The sequence below is a fragment of the Mangrovibacter plantisponsor genome, from assembly GCF_003182475.1.
Classification (GTDB): Bacteria; Pseudomonadota; Gammaproteobacteria; order Enterobacterales; family Enterobacteriaceae; genus Mangrovibacter; species Mangrovibacter plantisponsor.
Window position 1 is genome coordinate 218,168 of record NZ_QGTS01000009.1, and the last position, 23,977, is coordinate 242,144.

General features: G+C 44.1%; 19 protein-coding genes and 2 pseudogenes. 8 read left to right on the forward strand and 13 right to left on the reverse strand.

Features of this window, described 5'->3' with window-relative positions; genetic code table 11:
* Positions 1–8 precede the first annotated feature (8 nt).
* From DES37_RS16185 to DES37_RS16215, 7 genes are all read right to left on the reverse strand, one after another.
* Positions 9–1,331 (reverse strand): TolC family protein, encoded by a 1,323-nt coding sequence (locus DES37_RS16185; RefSeq protein WP_110026766.1) that lies wholly within the window; start codon positions 1,329–1,331, stop codon positions 9–11.
* Between the two features lie 17 nt (positions 1,332–1,348).
* Entirely contained in the window at positions 1,349–2,014 is a 666-nt protein-coding gene (locus DES37_RS16190) for a LuxR C-terminal-related transcriptional regulator (RefSeq protein ID WP_170123784.1), read from the reverse strand.
* Between the two features lie 211 nt (positions 2,015–2,225).
* Positions 2,226–2,957 (reverse strand): fimbrial biogenesis chaperone, encoded by a 732-nt coding sequence (locus tag DES37_RS16195; RefSeq protein ID WP_110026770.1) that lies wholly within the window; start codon positions 2,955–2,957, stop codon positions 2,226–2,228.
* Positions 2,923–4,248: a fimbrial usher protein StbD gene (stbD, locus tag DES37_RS16200; RefSeq protein WP_110026771.1), complete on the reverse strand. Its 1,326-nt coding sequence runs from the start codon at positions 4,246–4,248 to the stop codon at positions 2,923–2,925. The genes DES37_RS16195 and stbD overlap by 35 nt, the downstream gene beginning before the upstream one ends.
* Complete coding sequence (locus DES37_RS16205) at positions 4,248–6,854, reverse strand: fimbrial outer membrane usher protein (RefSeq protein WP_110026773.1); 2,607 nt, start codon at positions 6,852–6,854, stop codon at positions 4,248–4,250. The genes stbD and DES37_RS16205 overlap by 1 nt, the downstream gene beginning before the upstream one ends.
* Complete coding sequence (locus DES37_RS16210) at positions 6,832–7,554, reverse strand: fimbria/pilus periplasmic chaperone (protein WP_110026775.1); 723 nt, start codon at positions 7,552–7,554, stop codon at positions 6,832–6,834. Before DES37_RS16210 ends, DES37_RS16205 begins: the two co-directional genes overlap by 23 nt.
* A 125-nt stretch (positions 7,555–7,679) precedes the next feature.
* Positions 7,680–8,213, reverse strand: coding sequence for a fimbrial protein (locus DES37_RS16215; RefSeq protein WP_110026776.1), 534 nt, complete (start codon positions 8,211–8,213; stop codon positions 7,680–7,682).
* A gap of 788 nt (positions 8,214–9,001) precedes the next feature.
* On the opposite strand from DES37_RS16215, the gene DES37_RS16220 reads away from it, so the two are divergent.
* The 4 genes from DES37_RS16220 (at position 9,002) to DES37_RS16235 (ending at position 15,271) form a co-directional block, all read left to right on the forward strand.
* A complete protein-coding gene (locus DES37_RS16220) occupies positions 9,002–12,100 on the forward strand; it encodes an autotransporter outer membrane beta-barrel domain-containing protein (protein WP_110026778.1) in 3,099 nt (1,032 codons plus the stop codon).
* A 180-nt stretch (positions 12,101–12,280) separates the two neighbouring features.
* Positions 12,281–12,982: a Crp/Fnr family transcriptional regulator gene (locus DES37_RS16225; RefSeq protein WP_110026780.1), complete on the forward strand. Its 702-nt coding sequence runs from the start codon at positions 12,281–12,283 to the stop codon at positions 12,980–12,982.
* An 824-nt stretch (positions 12,983–13,806) separates the two neighbouring features.
* The gene (locus DES37_RS16230) at positions 13,807–14,289 is read left to right on the forward strand and encodes a hypothetical protein (protein ID WP_110026782.1); all 483 of its coding nucleotides are present in this window, start codon (positions 13,807–13,809) and stop codon (positions 14,287–14,289) included.
* A 217-nt stretch (positions 14,290–14,506) separates the two neighbouring features.
* The gene (locus tag DES37_RS16235) at positions 14,507–15,271 is read left to right on the forward strand and encodes a DeoR/GlpR family DNA-binding transcription regulator (RefSeq protein ID WP_110026783.1); all 765 of its coding nucleotides are present in this window, start codon (positions 14,507–14,509) and stop codon (positions 15,269–15,271) included.
* Between the two features lie 50 nt (positions 15,272–15,321).
* Here DES37_RS16235 and DES37_RS16240 read toward each other — a convergent pair whose 3' ends face one another.
* From DES37_RS16240 to DES37_RS16260, 5 genes and pseudogenes are all read right to left on the reverse strand, one after another.
* Positions 15,322–16,122 carry an HAD-IIB family hydrolase gene (locus DES37_RS16240; protein ID WP_036103214.1) on the reverse strand — a complete coding sequence of 267 codons (801 nt, stop codon included), beginning with the start codon at positions 16,120–16,122 and terminating at the stop codon, positions 15,322–15,324.
* Between the two features lie 308 nt (positions 16,123–16,430).
* Positions 16,431–17,567 carry an MFS transporter gene (locus tag DES37_RS16245; protein ID WP_110026784.1) on the reverse strand — a complete coding sequence of 379 codons (1,137 nt, stop codon included), beginning with the start codon at positions 17,565–17,567 and terminating at the stop codon, positions 16,431–16,433.
* A gap of 23 nt (positions 17,568–17,590) precedes the next feature.
* Positions 17,591–18,382: a histidinol-phosphatase gene (hisN, locus tag DES37_RS16250; RefSeq protein ID WP_110026786.1), complete on the reverse strand. Its 792-nt coding sequence runs from the start codon at positions 18,380–18,382 to the stop codon at positions 17,591–17,593.
* A gap of 394 nt (positions 18,383–18,776) precedes the next feature.
* Positions 18,777–18,857 (reverse strand): annotated as a pseudogene (locus DES37_RS25760) (integrase); the annotation flags it as partial.
* Positions 18,858–18,885: 28 nt separating this feature from the next.
* Entirely contained in the window at positions 18,886–19,740 is an 855-nt protein-coding gene (locus tag DES37_RS16260; RefSeq protein ID WP_110026787.1) for a hypothetical protein, read from the reverse strand.
* 596 nt (positions 19,741–20,336) lie between these two features.
* Here DES37_RS16260 and DES37_RS16265 point away from each other — a divergent pair.
* The 4 genes and pseudogenes from DES37_RS16265 (at position 20,337) to DES37_RS16290 (ending at position 23,343) form a co-directional block, all read left to right on the forward strand.
* On the forward strand, positions 20,337–21,134 hold the full coding sequence (locus DES37_RS16265) for a hypothetical protein (protein ID WP_110026789.1): 798 nt from the start codon (positions 20,337–20,339) through the stop codon (positions 21,132–21,134).
* A gap of 626 nt (positions 21,135–21,760) precedes the next feature.
* A pseudogene (locus DES37_RS16280) lies at positions 21,761–21,915 on the forward strand (transposase); the annotation flags it as partial.
* Positions 21,916–22,025: 110 nt separating this feature from the next.
* Entirely contained in the window at positions 22,026–22,811 is a 786-nt protein-coding gene (locus DES37_RS16285; RefSeq protein ID WP_146211527.1) for a hypothetical protein, read from the forward strand.
* Positions 22,812–22,905: 94 nt separating this feature from the next.
* Positions 22,906–23,343, forward strand: a complete 438-nt coding sequence (locus tag DES37_RS16290; RefSeq protein ID WP_110026792.1) for a hypothetical protein — start codon at positions 22,906–22,908, stop codon at positions 23,341–23,343.
* An 86-nt stretch (positions 23,344–23,429) separates the two neighbouring features.
* On the opposite strand, the gene DES37_RS16295 is transcribed toward DES37_RS16290, so the two are convergent.
* Positions 23,430–23,966 carry a GNAT family N-acetyltransferase gene (locus DES37_RS16295; RefSeq protein WP_110026794.1) on the reverse strand — a complete coding sequence of 179 codons (537 nt, stop codon included), beginning with the start codon at positions 23,964–23,966 and terminating at the stop codon, positions 23,430–23,432.
* Positions 23,967–23,977: the final 11 nt, after the last annotated feature.

Below are 23,977 nucleotides of genomic sequence, written 5' to 3' on the forward strand. Positions count from 1 at the left end.
GTTCCTGACTAGCGGGAGGTGCATTGGTAGTTATGCAGGGAAGAGAGACTCAGTTCACCAAGCGTGCTGTCCAGCTCGGTTTGTGCCTGTATTAGGGAAAACTGTGCATCTGACTTTTCATTCAGCGCGGCGGCATATTCATTAAGCGCATCCAGCTCATCAATCAGGGTGCGCATACCAATCTCTTTGCCGTAGCGCGTTGAATCAAGGCGTGCTTTGGTTGAATCAACCAAGCGTGAACTGGCTGCCAGACGCGTCATTCCGCTGGACCGTGCATTTAATGCAGTGTTCAGATCCTGGGTGGCACGTAATTGAGCCAGTGCCAGTAAATCTTTGGACTGGGAATGACGCTTTGCCGCCTCTATACTCTGAGATAAAGCATTTCCTCCGGAAAAAAGCGGAATCGACACATTCAGTGATATGGAGGTATTCCGGGTTTTACTGGTGGTACCGAATAGCTCATCAAGCGCATTGCTGTCTTCAGCCCTGCTCCAGTTTGTTCCGTACCCCGCCTGTAGCCGGACAACGGGTAAGTGTCCTCCGGTGGCTGAAAGAACATCAGCTTCACTTTGGCGCACGCTAAACCAGGCATTGCGGATATCGAGATTATGATTTAATACCGTAGAAAGCAGCTGTGCTTTGGTGCCAGGTACCTTTCCTGGAATACAAGACAGGGTGCTTCCTTCGATTTCATCTGCACTGCGCCCTGACTGGCCATAAAAGACGGTTGCCGCGTCATCGAGATCGCTTTGTGCATTGACAATATCCGCCTGGGCCTTATCCAGGCTTGCTTGTGCATCCGCAACATCCAGACGGGTGGCATCTCCCATTCCCAGTTGGGCTTTTGCCTGGTTAAGTTTTTGCTGATACAACTGCACTATCTGTCTTTTATTATTAAGCAGAGCCCGGCGATGGATTACCTGAAAGTAACTGATAACGGTATCTTTAATTAACTTCTGTTGTGCCTGCAAAAGTTGAACATCAGCCTGCTCAGCGATTGCATCGCCTTTTTTCCAGGCGGCGAATTTAGACATATCAAACAGGGACTGATTCAAATCAACACTGGCATTATGCCGGGTAACTCCTGCCGCATAAGAAGCATTAGGCTGGTCGGTTTGAGACCAGGAACCATTAAGTGAAATATCTGGTAATAAACCAGCGAACCCTTGGTTTCTTTTCTGTTGGTCGGCATCATGCTGATTTCGTGCTGCACTCATTTCAGGATTAAATGTATTTGCTGCGAGAACGGCCTCTTCCAGAGAGATTGCATAACTATGCGTGCAGGGGAATACATACGCCAGCACGCATAGATAAAATTTTCTGATTTTCATAGAATAAATTTTATTTTTTAGATAATGCTATTGATATATACATACTTCATGAGTTCACTGTTGTTTTTGAGATTCAGTTTTTTCATGGCGCTTGTTTTTTGTGTGGCAATTGTACTAATTGCCCGAGAACGTTGTTCAGCGATTTCGACCAGCGAGTATCCTTCGGAGAAAAGTTTTATTACTTCCCATTCGTTTTTAGACAGCTTCTCTTTTTGCTGAGTGTTGTCTGTATTTTTAGTCAGCTCAAGAATAGATTCTGAAATATATTTGCTGTGTTTTAAGGGGTTGAATACATGCTCGAGAGCCTGTTTCAACTCATAGGAGTCATCAGTCATGCTGATAATGATATCGACATTTAATTTTTTAATTTTATCAATAACATGAAGTTCAGCATCCTGAAGCATCAGCACGATCTTACTGCTCTGGTCAAGGCGATATTTATCAGTAGCTAACTGGCTCGCCTGCAGGTGATTCATCATGCTAAACCAACTGGATAAATCTGTGAATATTACATCAATATGGTCAACCTCCATAATCTTCAGCAAGATGTTATGGTTTTTGAAAGTCATAATATTAATGCTGGCTTCCGGGTGTGATTTTTGAATATAGTCATATAAAAATTCATTAAACACATTAAACTTGTATAGTAATGCTATGTTAATATTTTTTTTGTTCTGTTCCATCTGAAATTTTCCTTCATTCATTCCCAGCTAATGATGGTGGATTCTAGGTGCGTGTTGTATTTATCCTTGTGGTATAAAACAAGCGCAAGATATTAAAGATGATATTGGTGTAAAGACAGAGTCATTTTCCTAAAACGCTACTGGCTATAGTGAATGTGAAGAAACTCATTGTGGTGTGACAATGAGTTTCTTGTTGATAGATGGACTATTCTTAGAATATTTTTTGGTAGTTCCAGTTTACCCCATTATCACTTATCACTGACCAGTCAACCTGATGCTTTTGATTTAACTTTATCGGGCTGTTAAGCGAAATATCCTGGTGTTCGCCTGGTAGTAAAACAATATTGTGGTGAATTTCATGATTAATTTTTACCACTGATACTGACATAACTCGTTTCCCAGAGTTTTGTAATTCAATGTGTTTACTATCCTTAATCGTGAAATCTATCTTTTCACCTTCTTCCTGACGTAACTCTCCCAGCGAGTCTGGCCGAATGATAAGCTTCATCCTGATACGTAAGGGCATCACTACCTGACGAGCCGGCGGACGAGCAAGCTGGGTATTGGGTGGTACCTGGTAAATATTTATCCAGTACAGCCGTTCAGCCTGGTCTGCTTGCATAGTATGTGGGTGGAGAAGCTTTATCCGTACATCATGTTGCTGACCACCCTCAATACTGAATACCGGAGGCAGAATAACCACGGGAACCTGAAGTTTATCTATTGGTAACAGCGGGTCTCCGTCGTCAGTCCACATTTGAACTAGTGAGGGTTTGCCATCGTTGTTGGTTAGTAACAACGATTCTTCACCCACATTTTCATTCAGAATCACCCGGGAACGATCCGGGCTGACCACGGCCATCGCTGGCGTTATGCCAGCGATAAACAGGGTAGCCAGCAGGGTGAGTTTACTGAAAGCTGACCACCACCTGGAGTTGGGCATCGACGGATCCTGCAGTTGCCTGGTTGCCTGGAAGAGCTTCCAGAGACGAAATAAAGTCACCAATATATTTGACGGTACCGTCATCGTTATCTGCGGCATATTCAGTAATATCTTTGTAGGCATACCAGCCAGCACTGTTTCCCCCGCCAGTGGCACGGGACGACAGCAGGTTAATAGCATTAAGCGCTTTATCGTAGATTTTGATCCCCACGCCACTGGCGATATTCTGTTCGCCATACTGGTTATCCAGCAAGTAACTGACACCACCGCTGGCATTAACCAAACCCAATGTGGAAGCAGCATTCAGTGCTGTTTGCTGATTCACCAGAAAACCTACCGCGACATTCGGGCTGGAGGACGCACCGGTTACCCCAGAAAGTGCATCCGGGTCGCAGTCCAGCGTGATGGAAAAAGGCTGCTGGCTGGTAATGCCGCTATTCAGTTCTGCCGCGCCAATCAATGGGAAAGTGATTTGTGGTGTGTAATCACGCAGCAGGCACATGGCACCACGGGCAACTGTCACGTTCTGGTATAAACTCCAGGCTGCTGGCCAGTATGTATAGAAACCATCACTTTGGGAGGCACTGTCGCCACCATCAGTGATTGCATTGAGCATTCCCGGGCCTTTAAAAACCACAAAAGCATTGGATGTTGGGTTATTAAAAGCATACTGGCTGCTGGCATTTGACCAATAAGAGATCTGGTCGGTCTTAAAGATCTCTATCATGGCATCGCTGAATGCTGACGCTGGAATATAGATATATTTCCCGTCATCATATAAGTCGCCGGGCGACAACTGGCGTGATTGCCAGTAGCGTGAATAATACAGGCCAGTTTTCAGGTTAGTGACGCGCAAAGCAACATTTTTGGCAAAGGTATAATAGGCACCTTCAATATCTTCTACTTCATATTTACCGGCGTAGGGGCTGCCACCATTAGTGGCATACATTTCAAATAAGCTATCGGCATCGGTACTTTCACAGCGAAACAGCACCTGGTTTGCGTTATAACCGGTTTTCACCCCGGCGGTCAGAAAATTGGCTGTCGCACTGGAAAGCAAAGTTCCGCTGGGCAGTGCAGCAACCCCGCTACCAATACTGAGCATGGGTGTAACTTCGAGTTTTCCGGTGCAGGTGGCACATGCTCCACTCCAGGAGGAGGCGGTATACCCCGCACCGACAGCCGCGCTGGAGAGTTGTGAGGAGGCTGTCACTTTTATGCATGTAGCCTGGGCAAATGGGGTGATACATACAGAAAGTAGCACCGCCAGGTATCGACCTGAGTATTTCATTATTTGCTTCCCTTACAGATGCTCTCAAACTGGGCCAGCGGTGACGCTGCCTGATCGTTACTTAATTGATACTGAATAACGCACTGGCTGGCACTGCCTTCACCCCACTGAACTTTCAGTACACCTTCTTGTTCTGCCAGGCGGGCATAGACCATGCCGCCTTGCCCCACCATGCCAATATTTTTACCTTTGCTATCGATAACATCTGCACCCATTGGTACCAGCGTTCCATCACTTAACCTGGCCGTAATCAGCGCCGGGCTACCAGCAACCGTTTCAAAATCAATACGTGGAACTGAACCTGCATAAGGAACAATGCGTTCACTGCCGCCATTAACTTCAACGTTCTGATCCATCGTTTTGGTATCCAGACTTACCTGGTTTTTACGGTACGGCACCAGTGAAGGCAGTATGGCATTACCAAAGGCATCAATTTCTGAACCCTGGCCGTTACGGATTTTTGCCCCTTTAGCGCCATCTGCATGTACCAGGGCAAAGGTATCGCTGGCGTACGGGCCATAGGTGACACCTTTCTCATGGATTGCCAGGGTGCCATTGGTTCCCATCCCGAATTGCTTATAACCCTGGCCTTGCGCCCAGGAGGCATTTACTGCACCAACGGAGGTTCTGTCCTGTAGATTTGCACCCCAGGATGTGTCATGACCGCTTTGCCCATTTCGGTATTGCGAAGCACTGCCATAAATGGCGTAGGACAAGTTATTATTTTCACCAGCTGAGCCAGATAATGTGGTGGTGGTGGTGCGTGAGTGTTTATCCTGGGTGAGGTCCATTGACACGCGTGAAGATGTATCCCGCCATTCCAGTGGCAGTGAAAAGTTTACTGAGAACACGTTTTCGGTGGTGCGTTTGTAGTTGCTGTTGCTGTAATCAGCGTCATTTACGCTGTAGATATTACTGTTGTCCCATGATGTCCGCTGGCGGCCGGCACTCAGGTTATAACTGAGCTTGCGCCAGTTATTGCTGTAGCTCAGTTGCAATTCACTTACTCGCGGCCGGGGGCCATAATAGTCTGTCGTACTGGCACTAAAACCCAGCGTGCCATATTCAGACATATTCTGGCTCATGGTGGCGGCGAGGCGGTTACGTTGCTTAAGTGTGTCTGAATACCATTCAGAGCCCGTTTTATTTTCCCGGCGAATCCCAAACACATCCTGTAAATCACGATAACCACTGGTGGAGTAACGGTATGCCGCTAATACCAGGTTGGTTCGTGTTGGGAATGTTTTGCTGTATGAGACCTCTGCCCGCCAGCCACTGGTGCTTTTCCCTTGCTCGACTTTGGCGTGTGACCAGGTGGTATTAAGTGCAATTGCACCTGCTTCTGATGCCCAGACGCCACCTCCCAGTAATGCCTGGTAATTTTGTGCATAGCGCATGCCGGAGTTCAGTGTCAGGCTGTTATTCAGACCGTACTGGAAGACACCTTCAAAGAAGTCGTTATCGACAGAATAGTAGTTGCGTACGCGCCCTGTACTCAGTTCATAAGAGAAATTGCCCGGACGGACGGAGTCAGGCACTGCTGCATAAGGAACAGTAAAAGAAGAAACCCTGCCGTCGGCACCGATCACATCAACATGGAGGTCGCCATTGCTTTTGGTGTTATAGAGATCGTTAATAACAAACGGGCCGGGCGGCACAGTGGTTTCATAAATCACGCGCTCTTGCTGCTTAATGACAACTCGTGAGTTAGTTGTGGCTGTTCCAATAACTTCAGGTGCATACCCACGCTTGCCCTGGGGCCACATGCGCTGGTCAGTTTCCAGCTTTACACCGTTGAAAGACAGGGAGCCAAACATGCTGCTACTGGTATAGTTATCCCCAAGGCTTAATTGACTGGATATATCCGGGAGAGGGCGTTGTACCCAGGTGCGTACTGCATTCCAATGGTAGCTATTCCCTGCACGGTTGCTATCCATATAGCGCAGGTTCGCCTGGTGGCGAGCCTGCCATAAACCTGCATTGGCACCGAGATTAACCATGCTCCACAGGTAGTTATAGGTATTATCACCATTTTCTGTATGGTAGTAGTTTGTGCTGTGGCGAGCGAATAAGACCGGTTCGCCGCTATCCCATTCAGATACCGGAATAAAGCCACGCGGTTGGCGAAAAAGTGATACCTGTGGAACCACAAATTCGAGAGTGAGTGTTGAGGGCTCAAAGTGCCAGTTGGCACGCTTTACCAATTGTTCTACGAACACACACTCATCAACTGGTAATGGGTGCGTAGTATCAGGTTTTAGCTGTAATAGTTTGCGCAACTGCGCATCCAGACAGGGCGAGGCAGAGCTTGAATCTGCAGCCTCTTTCTTAAAGGTGACAGGCAACTGCGTTTCCAGTATTTCACCATTTAATGAAATATCGACAGACTGGATCCCTTCAGGAATAGCCACATCTTTTTGGCTGAATTTATCTAAATCCAGGTGATGTTCAAAGTTAGTACCGGTTAATAATTTTGAGTCAAAACGGTATTCTTCTGCACAGGCGTTATTCTGGAATGCAAGTTGCAGGCAGAATGCGACAGTACTCAAGAGGAAATATTGCTTCCTGCTGTGATTTTTTTTATTAGAGATTGATGTCGTATTCATTGCTAACTCTGGCTCCAAAATCATTCAGGTAGGTAAGTTTTACTTTTCCCGTGTGGCTGCCATTCCCAGAAACAGGAATATCCGCTGTGCTCATTGGGGCAATCATTGGGGCTTTTCCTTTAGCCCGTGAGTCATTGAAATAAACATCCAGCAATGAAAGATAAAATGGGGAGTTATTTTTAATCGTTATGCCATCTTTTGCTGATGTGACTTCAATCATTTCGCTTATTTTTTTAGGGTTGGCACTAATAGCTGAAGGCCGATAAAAAACTTTCATGCGGTTTTTTATCATTAGCAATAGCTTGTTTTTTTGAGCATCACCCAAATTGGAAGGGGGGATCTGTAGAAAGTTAAAATAGAAAATACTCTCACGGTCTTGTGGCAGACTCTGGCTTCCTATATAGGAAAGACGCAAGACTTGCCCGGCATTAGCAGCAATGCGAAAAGACGGTGGAGTCACCATAAAAGGTGCTTTACCTGTCGTTGGTGTGGAATTAGTATCACCGTTATCCAGCCATGCCTGAATAACATAAGGAAAGTTGTCACGGTTACGTAATTGAATGTCGACCGATTTATCCTGAGAATGATAGATAATACGGGAGCCCGTCATTACAACAGTAGCCATAGCACTTTTATAGACAAAGAGAGAAAATAAATAAAAGATAACTATTACTACACGGAATAATCCTTTATATGACATAACATATCCTGTGACATTTAATTTAACTTATAGGGGTGTCATCCTTGACAAATCTGACCAGCGAAGGGATGGTTGGTCAGATTCTTCCATAAGGAAGTAATGATCAATAATGGGGGAATGAATTATTAATCATAAATAACTGCGTATTGCATAGTCCCTTCAACTGCACCAGCAGTAGATGCTGCAGTTGCATAGTACTGTGCAGTGTAGGTTGCAGTTGCTTCAGATTCGCCTGAAGCCAGAGACAGGTCACCGTCTGCAGTAAATTCAGAAGTCAGGTCAATAGCCGCGTTAGCAGTATCCAGAATCTGAACTTCTACGTTTGCAGCAGCATCATCTGCGATATTGCCCAGGTTACCGTTGGTGCTTACGTTGTTACCAGCAAAGCGAGTGGAGATATTTTTGCCATCCAGCGCAGCAGGGCAGTCAGTTACTGCGATATCAAAAGTAGTTTGACCAGCAGTGTCTGCAGCCTGAGACAGGTCAGAGGTGCTTACAGTTGGCAGTAGTACCAGCGGAGAGCTGGCGTTACCATTTACAGTAACAGTACAGGTTTCGTCAGCAACTTCACCTTTGAAAGTGATGGTGTTATCAGAAGCTGCGAAAGCCTGGGAAGCGAACAGAACAGATAACGCTGAAGCCAGCACCAATTTTTTCATTTTAAAACTCCGTTTATATAAGAACGCATTCATTATTTTGAATACATAATTCGTAAGATATCTGTGCGGGCTATTCCATCAGGTCTTGAATAGATATTGCCGACACCAGAACAACACCGCGTAAATATAATTGCACCAATGTTTTTTTTTGTAAATCCATGCAATTAATGGCGAAGTGTATTCTTAGCTGAAAACTAGAATACTTTCTAGTTAATAGATGAATGCTAGAAATATATGCTGACACAGAACTTTTCACTGAAGAAAACCATCTGTACCCCATTAAAAAAAGTGGATAACGCTTCGGTATTTTAGTTTCAAAAATGTTAAATCATGAATTTAATTTGATTGTTTTTGGTGTTTATGTGTTTTTAATGTTTGATTTTTGTTTTTATTTATCGGTTATTTTGTTTTTTATGGGAGAAAATGACAGACATAAGTCTATTTTTTTGTGTTGTGGAAAATAATTTCTTTTATTTCATGGTGATGCAGTAGTATTGGTTTTTGATTCTGATTTTTTGTTTGATGGTAGAGGAATACTCTTATTTTTGTCTGTTTTTTTCTGTACTGGAATGGCGATATTAGTATGGGTTTCTATTTCGGATGATTGAGCTATAAATTAGAATTGCTAATTGATGTTCTTTATTTCCCTCTTTATTTGTTCGTATTTTTTCTGTGCCCGGAGTTTTTAGAATTATTTCTAATTCTTAGTCTTAATGTATTTCTGTATAGATGGTGCCGTGTTTTAGAAGGAAAACTAAAACCTGGGGACCCTGTGTAAGGACACTGTTATGGATGGTTATAAAAAGAAGCAGTTAATCCATGGGATTAACTTGCTAAGTAGTATTTATTTACTCCCTATGTCAGCATTCGCTGTTTCATATTCACCCTGGCAGGTTTCTGACGGAACCAGTATGGATGTCACGAGTGGATATACTTCTCAAGCCAGTGGCGATTATGCGTTGTACAGCTCCGGAACTGGTAGTCATTTAGAAACGACTGAGCCAGACGAAGTCTTCAACTCAACATTCTCCAGTACTAATGTGTTACAGGCACTTAATAATGGCGAAGTCGTTGTGAAAGATGCCATTTTGCAAAGTTCAGGCCGTTCATCATCGGTTGTGTTTGCTCAAAAAGGTGTTGTGGATATTTCTGACAGTGAAATCATTAGTAATGCGTCTGGAGCTGCATGGGGGATTAATGGTCAATCAGCAGCACAAATCAAATTGGATGGGGTGGAGTTAACCTATACCAGCGGGGGCTCTGGTGCCGGGATTAACCTGACATCCAGCGCGTTGCAGGCTGATAATTTGACAATGACGTCAAATGGAACATCCGCCATTTTGCTTAACCGGGGTAGTCAGGCGAGTTTTTCCAACTCAGCAATAGCTGCGCAAGGCGATGCTACCGGCTTGTACGCCCATGGCAGCAACACAACCGTAGTAGCGCAGGCAACACTCACCAATAGCCAGGTGACAACGCAAAACGCAACCGGGATTCGTGGGCTTTATGCTGATATCGCGCTTAACAATACGACTGTTGAAACCCATGGTGATGCAGCTCATGCACTGGATGTGAATGTTGGTAGCCATATTGATGTTACCGGCGGTCGTTATCAAACCCGTGGGAATAAAAGTTTTGCGGCCTGGCTGGCAGACAGTGATTCATCATTAACTGTTTCTGATGCCAGCTTTGCTACAACAGGTGATGGCTCTCATGCCATTGCTGCCCAAAAAGGCGTTGCCAGTCTGAAAAATACTTCGCTTAAGACCAGTGGTAGCGATGCTTATGCACTGTATAGCGAAACGGATAGCACGGGAGATAACCTGGCAATCAGCGCTTATGGTGACCAGGGAATTGGCGCTTTTGCTGCTAAAGGGGGCAGCGTTACGTTAACCAACAGCACAGTGGCAACCTATGGTGAAAATGCCGCAGGCGTCCTGGCTTACCCGCAGTCTGATGTCTCATTATCTGATTCGGTTGTTACAACCGCAGGCTCTAATGCATATGGCCTGTGGGATTATGTTGGCAATATGGTAGTAAAAAATACGACTGTATCAACACTGGGTAGTGCCGCAGGGTTATACGCCAGCGGGTATTCCGATTCGTTGAGTAATGCGGTTGATTTTGACAATGTACAGCTCACGAGTACCGGAGCCCCTGCTATTGATGCCTATGCAACTCACCTTACCTTATCAATGAATGGCTCCACGGTGACCGGAAGCAACAAGCAGGCTTTGGAGGTACGTAGCACTGAATCTGAAGGTAATGATTTTTACAGTACAGTCAAAGTCACAGCCAGTCACTCCACGCTGAATGGTGATCTTTTCTCTGATGACGAAAATAATCAGGTTGATGTAACTCTCCAGTCTGGCTCGGTTCTGAATGGTGCTACACAATCCATTGATTCTCTTGCTATTGATAATCAGAGCCAGTGGAATGTTACCGGCAACTCCTCACTTAATAGCCTGAATAATAGTGGCTCAATGGCATTCATACCTGATGGCAAGACCCGGACAGTAACTATTAATGGTAACTATGCCGGAGATGGCGGGACATTGTCTCTGAATACGGTACTGGGCGGTGATAATTCGGCAACAGATAAACTGGTTATTACTGGGGATGTCGAGGCAGGAACCACGAAAACGGCAGTCAACAACCTGGGTGGGAGCGGGGCCCAAACGGTTGAAGGGATTGAACTGGTTAGTGTCGCAGGCACATCGTATGGGGATTTTGTCAAATCAGGGCGTATTGTTGCGGGTGCTTATGATTATGATTTAGTCAAAAAAGATCAAAGCTGGTATTTAACCAGCAGTACGTCAGCGGTTGAGCCGGGGGACGGTGGCAACGAAGGTAATGAAGGCGGTAACGAAGGAAACGGCGGTAACGAAGGTGGAGGAGATAATAACGGTGGAGGGAACTCTTCCAGTGCAGTTTATCGCCCGGAAGCCGGAGCATGGCTTGCCAACCAGCAGGCCGCTAACACCTTGTTCACTATGACACTCAATGATCGTGAAGGTGCGCGCTACCAAAGTGCTGGTGATCATGGCGCTGGTATGTGGTTGCGCCAGGTTGGTGAGCATAATCGTTTTCATGACAGAAGTGGCCAGTTGAAAACCCAGTCAAATCGTTATGTCGTGCAACTTGGCGCCGATTTAACACAGCGCCAGTTTACCGCCAGTGACCGCCTGTATCTGGGGGTCATGGCAGGTTACGGGCATAGTGATAGTAACTCTCGTTCGGATATTACTGGTTATTCAGCAAAAGGGCGTGTGAGTGGTTATAGCGTAGGGCCCTATGCTACCTGGTATCAGGATATTACTACACGTGCCGTCGGTTATTTCGACACATGGGCATTGTATAACCATTTCGAAAACCGGGTAGATGGGGAAGCACTTGCGTCAGAAAAGTATACATCCAGGGGGGCAATAGTTTCTCTTGAAAGTGGTTATAGTTTCCAGGTTACAGGTAATGACCGGCAAAGTGCCTGGATTCAGCCAAAGGCGCAAATGATTTGGTCTAACCTGATGGTTGATGATCATCAAGAGAAAAATGGAACGGTTGTTCATCAGCAAACCGTCACGAATGTGCTCACCCGGGTAGGGATGCGGGGCTATTTACGTGGCCACAGTAAGCTCGATGATGATACTGGTCGACAGTTCCAGCCATTTGTTGAAGCCAACTGGGTTCATAATACCCACAACTGGGGGATAAAAATGGATGATGTTACTGCCTACAGCGCCGGTTCTCGCAACATTGGTGAAGTGAAACTTGGCGTGGAAGGGCATATTTCTCAGTCTGTGGATCTGTGGGGGAGTGTTACTCAGCAAGTTGGTGATAAAGGTTATTCCTCTACACAAGGTACTCTCGGCGTGAAATATCGCTTTTAAGTCCTGTTGCTGGCAGAGGCAAGTACCCGCTGCCAGTGTCTGACACCTGTGATGAAGTTAAGTGATTATTCTATTAACAGGTAAATAAAAATAGGATTTGTCTGCTTTTATCAATAATTATTCTTGTGACGTGCTATGGTGTTATCTACTCAGAGTAGATAACACCATAGCGTTGCACGAATGAAAACACCTGAATTGCCATGTATTAAGTGTCAAAACTGCACTTTTTCACAAATATGTGAAGACTATCTGTTTGAACAGCCTTTGGATTTCTTTATTGCCAGTCTGCAACGTAAAGTAGAAATAAAAATGGGTAGTAATCTGTTCAGTATTGGCGAGCCAGTTAATCACCTGATAGCACTACGTAGTGGTACAGTGAATATCTATGGCGAAAATAATAAACTGGTGAGTGTGATATCCCCTGGTATGTTGGTCAATAGCGAAGATGTTCATACTGGTGTATATCAATCCCAGGCCATTGCCGCTACCCCTGTCAGTCTCTGCGTTCTTGACTATTCACGCTTGTATGGTTTGTCGCAAATCACCACAGGTGTTTTTTCACATATGGTCCATATTCTTTCTGAAAGCAGTTGTGATAAATCAAAATTTATTCATGTATTATCTCAACCCGATGCGGCTCGCAAGGTTGCCAGTTTGTTATTATTACTTCGCCTGCGAAATGTGAAAGTCGAATTTCTTGCGGATACCTTGTTACTGCCATTAAAACATAAAGAGTTGGCTGGTATGTTGGGATTGTCACCAGTTACGTTACGAAGAACATTAAACTTGTTAGAACAAAATGGTGTTATTAAACTGGAAAAACGGCAGGTGATTATCAATGATGTTCACTATCTGGAAAGTTTATTAGTAAGTGATGAGTAACTTACGGTGAAGAACAAAAATTTTGGAGCGAAATTGACATGATTATTATGAATAAAAAGGCAAATTATCCTGCCTTTTTCTCGCATATTTTTTCTTACCAATAAGTTATGAGTAACTGCTCATTGCTAATATAGAAAAAATGATGTTATTTATAAATAGAAATATCTGTGAAAATAAATTTCATATGACAAAAACAGCTGGGTAAATATTAAATATTTGTTTGCGGGGTGATAATTTTTATCTTGTCAATAGTATTATTTTTTAATGTTCTTCATTTTTACTATCTTTAGTTTATATTTCTATTAAAGCGTTTTTCACCATGGGATGGGGCTGGTGTGATTTATAGTGTGATATAAACGAGAGGGAATTACAGTACGGTATTAATGCGCCATACAAACTGGCTATGTGTCTTAATTATTGAGCGCGTTTTACTGGCGAGAACGACCAGAGAGAAGTGTCTTTCAGGTCACAACATCTGTAGTCAGCTACGGTTCTGCGTACTGGGTTCCAAATAAAAACAGTGCGTTAGCCTGCCGGGTAAAATCCCTTGCGGTGCTGTGTGCTCAACGGTATCTTTGCCCGGCACCTGCAAAATCAGGTGCCGGGATTAGCCTCCTGAAAATTGTTACAGGCGACACATGACGCGCGTTGCGTCTCCTGTGTGTCGTGCGCACGGCTACACCTCAATGGCGGGCCGGGCGGGGGCATCGCAAGATGCGCCGGTTTCCTGTAACACCGGTAAGGCTAACCCTGCCCGGTTCTGCCACCAGTGAGATTAGCCTCTCCTGTGGCAGAAGAATGAAACGTTACAGGAGGATGCCTTTATGGCTACGACCACTACCCAGACTCACCCGTTATTTGCCTTTCCCCTGAGTTCCATAACTGATTTTACTGAGCTGGCGAGCTACTGTGAAAATATTGCCGATGCTTTGCATGAAACACACGACACCACGTTAAAAATGGCACTGTGTGGGCGTCTTAATACTTGCCTGGCGGTGTTACAGCCTGCGCTGCTGGATCCGGTACCGGAACATCTTGTGGAAAGCCTGACAGTAGACACTCTCCCGGCGGTTTCCCCACAATTAGCTCCAGACTGTACTGCGCTCTGCAGCTACGGCATGGCGCTGGCACAAACGCTGATGCAGCAAGGGCTTCCCCCGGAAACGGAGCAGCAACTAACGGGGTTGCTGTCGGAGTTAATTAATTACTTTGCCGCAGAAATGAAAGCGCCACGCTGGCTGCGTACTGAACAAGGTGTGGTGGATATTGAACCGGCTGTTTACTGGCAGAGTGGTGTGCTGCCGTAACAGCAAAAAATAACAACCCGCCTTTGTTGTAGGGCGGGTTTATTCATTTCAGCTAGTTAGTTATGTTAAAAATGTTCTGTAATCAGCATGAGTACGGCCCGTTGCGAGTGCTCAGGTTCAAAAGACTGCAATGGGTTAATGCGATACCATGGCAATAATTATAGTGTGATATATTTTGTTGAGTTATGCAGCACTAAGCCCATTTTGAGGAGTTGGCGTGACAGATTATGATGCTTTCCCTGAGCAAAGGCAGGCCCGGATTCAGGAAATACTGGCAAAAACAGGCCGGGTAATTGGAACAGACCTGGCCCGCGACATGGGGGTATCAGAGCATACTATTCGCAGAGACTTGCAGCAGATGGCCAGAAAGGGCCTGTGCAAAAAGGTTTATGGCGGAGCGATAAGTGAATTTAAGCAATCTGCTATCTTTGATGTTCGGGCGGCTGATAACGTTGAAGAAAAATCGTGTCTGGCCCGTAAATGCGCGCAGCTCATTAGAGAAAATACCTGCATCTTCCTCGATGCCGGCTCCACATATCTGGCTATGGTGGAATACATTCCAGAAGATATGGAAATCACTATCGTAACGAATTCCCCTCAAATAGCTGCAGCATTAAGCAGCCGCGCCAAAGGTGAATTGATATTACTCGGGGGGAAGGTTAATCACCTGACTGGCAGTACACTGGGTTCTGATACGGTAAATCAGGTTCGGGAAATGCTCTTCGACCAAACGTTTATTGGGGTTTGTGGCCTGGATTCTCAAGTTGGCCTGAGCGCGGTCTACTACGAAGATGCTTGTTTCAAAAAGGAAATACTGAGCCAAAGTAATGAAGTTGTCGCTGCGGTAACACAAGATAAAATGTCAAAGGTCGCCCGCTACAAGGTTGCACAGTGCGATGATATCGACATCATTATTGTGAGCCAGGATACGAATGTCAGTGGTTTTGAAAACCTGAATATGCACATTGAACGAGCGTCTTAACGGGTAAAATCACAGGGAAACGGAGCAACCTCTATTTCCCTGCATTGTGTTCAGGATTGCAGTCTCAGGATCCGTATGATCGTTTCCTGAACGGCATTTTCGTCATTTGTCCCGGTAACAAATTGTGCAGCGGCTTTGGTCTCTTCGAACGCGTTTTGCATTGCAAAGCTATATTCAGCTTCAGCTAAAAGCTCCAGGTCGTTATAACCATCGCCAAATGCCATAGTTTCAGCACGAGTGGCATTAAGGATCTCTTGCAGCCTTTTCACTGTAGTGCCTTTATGTACGCCGTAATCAGCAATATCAATCCAGGACGCCTCTGAAACAACAATGTAGACATCTTTCTCAAAGGGAGTCAAAAAAGGGCGAGTTTGCGCACATGTTCCTGCTTCATCGTAAACAGTGATTTTAACAAAATCGCTGGTCACTGAGCTTAAGTTATCCGTCTGGATCATTGTGGTATAAGACTTACGTACTTTTTCTTTCAGGTGCTGTGGGGTATCAGACCGGATCACCGCCCCTTCATTGGTGCAGGCAATAATGACATGGTGGGGGTTCGCCGCTTCAAGCGTTTTGATAATACTCAGTCCTGTCTCATTACGGATTAAGGACTGATAAAGATATTCACCGTTAAACTTAATACGTGTTGCGCTATCCCCGACAATCCATAAATCTTTACTGTACTCGCCAAACAGTTCTTCCACTCTTTCACACTGTTTGCCAGTACAGGCAGCAAAGTGTACTTTTTTCTCTGCCATCAGAGCCCGGACACTGGCAAATCGTTCTCTGTCATAATCCCCCTGGCTGTTCAGGAATGTTCCATCCAAATCTGTGATGATCAGTTTAATCATTTCTCCACCTGAATCGTTAAGTTTGCACCTACTCCTGATCGCTCCACACATGGTTTACCCTCTCGATTTTTCATTTGGAAGCATCCATTACTGGCAACCAGGTATCTGCTGTACGCTAACAGCTTATGCTCGATTATGCAATATTGTGATTGTTTGTGTTAGTTTTGCCAGGGGCTTTGTGGTTGCCTTCTCTGACATCGGGCATGGGTTGCCAGCATTTCTCACAGCAGTAAATGAATATTCCCTGCATAAGTGATGACTTATGCAGGGAATATAAGATTATTTATTTAATAGCCATGAAAGCGAGTTTATACCTGGGGAGTTGCTCGCAGAATGTTTTTTATCGCATACGACAGTATTGCTGCGCAGAGGATTAATGTAGTGATAAAAACAAAGCCATAGGTAATTGAGCTATGATGTGAAATATAGCCAATTATGGCAGGGCCAGCCAGAACACCAATATACCCGAGCGTTGTTACGGCAGGGACTGCAACCATTTGTGGCATGGTGGATTGTTTGCCGATTTGGGAAAACATAACCGGCACAATATTGGAGCACCCGGCACCAATTAAGGAATAACCAATTAAAATGAGGGTAAATTCAATGCTGTGGATCACTAAGATAAACCCCAGGATTGCAACAGCAGTACCTGAAAGTACTACTTTGAATGCTCCCAGCTTTTCAATGACATAATCACCACTTAACCTTCCCGCTGTCATTGCTGCCGCGAATGCCGCAAACCCCAGACCACCCAGAGACTCAGAAATATTTATTTTTTCAACCAGATAAACTGCACTCCAGTCCAGTACGGTGCCTTCGGCCATAAAAATAATAAAGCAAATCAGGCCCAGGACCAGAACGATTCCTTTCGGGACAGCAAAAGCAGGCCCTTCCGCGGGGTTAGCATAGGGTAGTAGCTTGTGAACACTTATCATCAGTAAGAGAAAAACGGCCACGCACATGATAATTGTCGAAGTGATGGCAGTTAAACCTAAATGTAACAAGCCTGTCATTGCGCCAGCTCCTGCAATACCACCAACACTGTACATGCCATGAAACCCGGACATTAATGATTTATCCGCTGATTTCTCAACCAGAATGGCCTGGACATTCATTGCGCAGTCAGTGATTCCAATGCTGATGCCAAAAATCAGTAACCCTGCTCCCAGTAGTAAAGGGGAGGAAAGAAAAGACAAAAAGGGGACAGAAATAATAATAACCAGCACTGCTGCAGTAATCACTTTTCTGCAACCATATCTGGATGTCAGCGCACCTGTAACAGGCATCGCGATCATCGCACCTAACCCGAGGCATAATAATAATGTCCCCAGTGAAGCATCATTAATATTAGTGTTACTTTTTGCATAAGGCACAAGAACAGCCCAGGTTGCAGTAACCAAACCAGCAATAAAGAATATAATTCGTGTAGATATTTTTTCGTTCATCTTCTCTATTCCAGACGGTGTCATCATGAATTAAGAATATTCAATACCTGCTCATGGAGTTGCTCATTTGCACTCACTACAATCGCACCACCATTTTCAGCCCGTCTGCCATCAATAGTTGTAATGACACCTCCGGCATTTTCTATAATTGGTATAAATGCAACAATGTCGTATGGCTGCAGAGAGTATTCTACGCAGATATCAATATGGCCGGCAGCCAGCATTGCCATTGCGTAGCACTCACCACCATAACGGGTCATGAGTACCTGATTCTGTAATAAGTCGAATTTATTATTATGATAAAGTTTGACCGATTCGGGTGAGGTGGTATGCAGAATGGCCTGGTGAAGCTCTGCGTCCTGCCTTGTTTTCATTATTGAAGTGCCGAGTCGTCCTGAAAACCATGAGCATTTGCCATCAGACCAGAAACGGTCTCCGGTATAAGGCTGGCTCATCATTCCCATTACTGCTTCACCATTTTCCAGCAACCCAACCAGACATCCCCATACAGGCAGGCCACACAGGAATGGGCGGGTACCATCAATCGGGTCTATGACCCACTTGTACGTACTGCTCCCTGTATCGCCGAATTCTTCACCCATAATGGCATGCTCCGGAAAACGTTCGGAAATCATTCTCCTGATGATTATTTCAGTTTCCCGGTCAATGTTTGTCACCGGATCGAACCTGAAACCTTCTTTAGGTTTGGTACTGATATCAATACAGTGAGACTTAAGATAACTGCTTAAGATTCGCTGTTCAGCTATGTTCGCCAGTTCATGGAGAAAGTCTGATTCAGGTTTCTTTAGTGGCATTTCTCGCTCCTGTTGGGTAATTCTAAAGCTCGATTGTGTTAGTTTTGGCTGTGTTTGGCAATGATTTAGTGCTCGTTATATGTTTTTTGTGCTCGGTATGGGCTGTTTTTCACTGGCGGGTATGTCTAGGTCGTATTCGGATACGACAAGAATGGGCAGGCTTACCAGGTTGTTCAGTAGTAATACTGGCCTGCTGGCAGGCTGAAAGAGAGGTGGCGTTTGTGGTCAGCGCTGGCAATCGCTGGGTAGGCTGTTTACGGCGAGTAATCGAACTAAGTTCGATGGAGAGCACGGTTTCAGAAAAGCAAAAACTCAGTGGCAGACTGGGTTCTTTGAAGAGTGGTGCTGGGCTACGGATGATTCAGGTGCCGGTGTAAGCACACCTGTTCCAGTTTCACGCACTTTTTTGAGATTTAGGGGTTTCCGCCATCAGCCGGTACTCTTCCGGCGTCAGGTTATTCAAGGATTCATGAGGCCAGTAGCTGCCTGGCCATCAAACGTTACTACTTAAGCTCGAGAATTGAACTCATCATTATTTGATTGAGATTAAACATAACTTTATAATAGAGAGTCACTTCCCCCCCATTCGTTTTAGGGTTGCGCCATTTCTCTCTGTTCTGTTTTTCAAACTCTTTCAGCAACTCTTTTTGTTCCCCTGCCGACTTAGCATGGATAAAGGCGGTATAAATTTTGGTGGCGTCATTCAGATTTGTCTGTAATTCGGGCGAATTAAAATGCGCGCTTATTTCAGGAGGCTGATAACGCGACTCAGTGATACGTATATGTTGACTGTAATCGGCAGAAGGAGAAAATTCATTGTTATAATAATGCTTAAAGTCCTGAATGCGATAAATTTTGGTTTTGTAATTTTGTTCAGATGTAGATGACATCGATGCAGGGAATGGCTCTGTCGGGTTCAGATCCCAATAATGGTAGGCATTGTCAATAAAGAGCTCACTCCCCAGATCGTCGAACGGGCCAGTAACCGTTTGCCCGTCAATAGAAAGGGTGTGTACGTCACTGCTTTCGCCGGCTGGTTGTACGCCTTTAGCCAGATATTTTTGTACCACATAAATATAACGCGTATGGGTCGGGTTGATGATACCGCTATTACCGGAGCGAGGCCAGGCGCCAAACACGCTGAATTTTACCGTTTCACCATTCGCCAGTGTCAATGTATGTTGACCAGCGTCCAGTTTAATACTTTGTGATTCCTTTGCCGGAATCGTTATTTTTTGATCGTCGATCGAAATTGCTAATGTTTGCCCGGTAGGGTTATCAATGAGAAATTCTTTATTTTCACCAAAACAGGCGGTCAATGCCATACAGGCACCCAGAAGAGTAATTCTTTTTAACACTTTCTTTCCTTAAACGTTAGATACGGGCTCATTGAATAACACCGGTTAAAGGTTAAAGGATAGTTACAGGGTAGTGAAATGGAATTTAGCTACTTAATTTAGGGGGCGTTGAACAGCGCGCTTGTCGCGCTGGCCCCGAAGGGGTGCCCCGTTTACGGCGAATAATCGAACGGAGTTCGATGACGAGTCCGGCCTCAGAAAGCAAAAACCCAGCCATAGGCTGGGTTCTCTGAATTAGTGGTGCCCGGACTCGGACTAACGCCTTGAGGCGTTGAACAGCGCGCCTGCCGCGCTGGCCCCGAAGGGGTGAGCCGTTTACGGCGAATAATCGAACCAAGGACACGGGGATTTTCAAAACTCGTGTCTGGTCTAATTTCGCTTAATCCATCTTAGGACTATGCCCATTGTTCGTGGGTAAGATCACTTACATCACAGCAAAACGGAACTCAATTTCAGCTTTTTACTGGTTAGTGATAAAGATTCTCACGTCACGCAGCATGCCTTTATGTCGTTGAAATACAAGTGTCTTTAATGAGTGTGAGTATAATGATACTGTATCAAAGGTTCTTCGAAATTTATCTCGACATAGAGGTTACATGAACGGATTATATGATATATATGAAAAAGTTTATTTTAAATCATTAGATGACCGGGAGAGGGTTGTTAGTCGGGCTCAGCTGAATTTTACTATCTATGCTGGTATGCTTACCTTACTCTTCTATATGTTACGTATGATTGATTATGATAGCAATGTTGTCTTTTTAGTTATGTTCTTTTTCTTGTCTGGATTGTCCGGCATTCTTCTTTCTATCTCAACATATTATACCTGGATTGCGTTGAGTGAAGGATATAAATATAAATATCTGCCTAAATGCTTGAGTGTATCAAAATATAGAAAGGAACTGATAATTTATATACAGCAAGTTGAATTATATAATTTAAACGCTTCTGATAAAATGTATTGCCCAAATATCAATGAAGATATAAAAGAGCATCTTTTTTACCAATTAGAGGAATGCGTTGATAATAATAATGAAATCAACAATAATAGAATGCAAACAATTCGATATTCAATGCTATGGCTATGGTCTGGCATTATGTTTTTTTTATTCGCATCTCTATTATTCGCAGCAGCAGATTTAGATGTTTCCTCACCAAGAAAAGATACCTTGATCCGTGACACGCAAGTTTCATTGCAATTGAATAAAATTTCCGCTAATTTAAATCATTTAGGAGAGATCATAATGGCAAATGGCGACAAAAATCAGGCTCCAAGGCAGCCTCAGCCTGCAAATTCTGGTACTGCAAGCAAACCAGTGCCACCTGTCTTCCCTCGGGCTCAGGTTGTAACTGAAAGTTATAAAGAAAAACCAAAACCAGAGCCAAGGAAATAATAACTGAGAAGAAGAGCTTATTTCGGCTCTTCTTTTTACGGATAACAGCGGCCAGACGGTGTTCGATGAGAACGGCGAAGTGATAATACAGGCTCGCTGTTTTATGATTAGCCTCCACATCTTCAACATCGAGCAGTGTGAAGACCTGCCCGATAATCTTTAGTTCGAAATCGAATTATGAGTTGTTGATTGCCCAATAAGAACTAGCGTTTAACGTAGCGGAATTTCCACCTTACAGGTTTCCGCTACGTTAAATCTGAAATCTTTTTTGCGTCCGGGGCGTTCGCGCCAGGATGCTTTCCCGACTGCTGAAGTAATAGAACCCTCTTTGCCCCTAGGCTACTTCCAGCCCATGAAAGCCAGCGAACTGCTGATGACAACCCGCCGTCAACAAAGGCTGCAATCACTCTGTGGTTATTCATCCTTGCCGAAAGATATATGTCGTCACTATTACCTTGCTCCGCTGTAGCATTGTGTGACGCTGATGCAGCAATTCCCTCTTACCGAAAGTAGCCCGTATGCCCGTCCTGAAGTGGTATATCAAATTTGACCTTGTGACCTGTCCCCAGTTGATTAATACACCGCGATGTCAGTAACGTATTCATCAGTAACGTGAGGGCAGCTCTATGAAGAAGCGCTTTTCCGTCGAACAGAACATCAGTATTCTCGGCGAGGCCGAAGCCGGGGTTTCTGCCCGGGTACTCTGCCGCAAGAACACCATTTCTGAGCTACGTTTTACACATGGTGTAAGAAGTATGGTGGTATGGAGTTGAACGAAGTTATGCTTACCTTAGATTATCTTACATTTGAACATTATCAATCGGTTGTGTAAGAGTGTTTATAGTTTTACCTTGTTGACTGTTCTGTAATAAAAATGAGGTGGGTGGTATAGTGAAAACCTTGAGTGGGAAAGAGTTTAGACGATTATTTAATCGTTGTGATACAGGATTCTATCTGAGTGAGTTTGAATACTTAAAGGCCGTTGATCCTTTGTTTCCCGTATGCGCAGAGAGAGAGTTAAAGCCGGGTTATAAGCGGAAAATTGATGTATGGTGCGAAGAGGATGCAGCATTGTATGCAGAATTTATAGCTAAAAAAGAAAGACTGAAAAAGGACCAATTAATCCTGAAAGTAAACCAGGTGTGGTCTCGGGCATATCCAGCTTATATTTATGCAGTTGAAGAAAGAATAAATATCAGGGAGAAAGGCAGTGAGTCGTTTAAGAAGGAAACTGCGCAAGAAAAACAATGTAAACTTTCCCTAAAACTTGAGGGTTTGAAAGAACTAAAATGTGAAGTAGTTATGATTAAAAGTGAATTTGAAATTGCAAAAGACTTTATGCACTATTTTTATATGATTTCTGATGTTGAAGATTATATAAATGAATGCGACTACTTTATTTATTCTGCTGCTGAGGTTGTTAAGGGGGTGATTCAATGCATTGGTTATATCGACAAAAATAACAAAGCAAGTTGCGAAGAGTTTTATTCAGGTAGTTATGAATGCTTAGATGATGATCATGAAACTTTGGACTATTTGAATGAATCCTGCGCAGAGGGCATAAAAGCTGATAACAATCTCATCAGGAAAAATGAATCATTGGCCTCATCCCTGAAGGAATTGCATCAACTTCTCGTGTCAAGAAAGAGTAATATCATGAACCTTGGGGAGGGATAGTGTGATGGGAATTCATTTCAGAAATGTAATTTCTGGTTAACTATTGGACAAATTAAGTTAGCAGTAACGAACAAGTATATAATTGAGAAGAAAAATGAATATTGATGGGTATGAAAACCGATTTGTAGCTTTTGTGGATATATTAGGATTCAAAAATTTAATCCACAAAATTGAATCTGAAGCTATCGAAGGCAAAGATTATCAAAGAGTCAGATCTGTTCTAAACTTTCTACATGAAGAGTCGATAGAATCAAATGGACAGCACGACCTTCCTGTTTATGAGGAAAAAGATGGCATTATTCTTGAAAAAGAATTAGGAGACCCGCGTATAAATTATATCTCTGACTGTGTGATCATTTCTACGGAAGGGACGTTTGAGGGATTTAAATCACTCTGTAATAAACTAACTAAGTTTTCAACTGATATTGCCTGTGATGGAATATTTATTAGAGGTGGGGTTACATATGGAAAAATATATCATCACGGCCCCATATTGGGGTCAGTTTGGATATCGAAAATTATTGTACGTTAAGGTCGTTTTTTGTACATCAGATCTATGATATGGAAACTAGGTTGACAGGAAGTGTTGACCGAAGAACTGACATTTTTCTTCGTCCTCTACTTTGTCCATTCTTTATGCAATAGCGCAAAGATGTTTGTGTCGTCATATCTTGCCTTACCATCCTCGTTTTCAAAGGCGACAAACTCTTTAAAACAACCTTCACGCCGCATATGCAAACGTTCACAGAGTTTTTGAGAGGCCAGATTGTAAACTTCTACCCAAGCATACAGACGCCTAGCATCTTTTATTTTGAATAAATAATCAAACAGTGCAGCAACTGACTCACTTGCATATCCCTGACGTTCATAACGTTGATTAAAATGCCAGCCTACTGACCAGGTATTGCTGTCTGGCTCGTTGCTATTGTCCGCATAAAGATGTCCGATTAACGTATCGGTTTCTTTTAGACAAACGGCAAACTGTGCTGGGTCCGTGGCTCGTTTAGCCACATCGCTCTCCGCCTCGGCTAGTGAATGTAACTTTTCATCCTTAAAGCAAGGAGCACGTGGTGAAGAGAGGTAATCGAAAAGTGCTGCCGCATCCTCTGCCTTAAAAGGGCGAATGATTAACCGTTGAGTGACAATGATGTTCATAATGTCCTTGA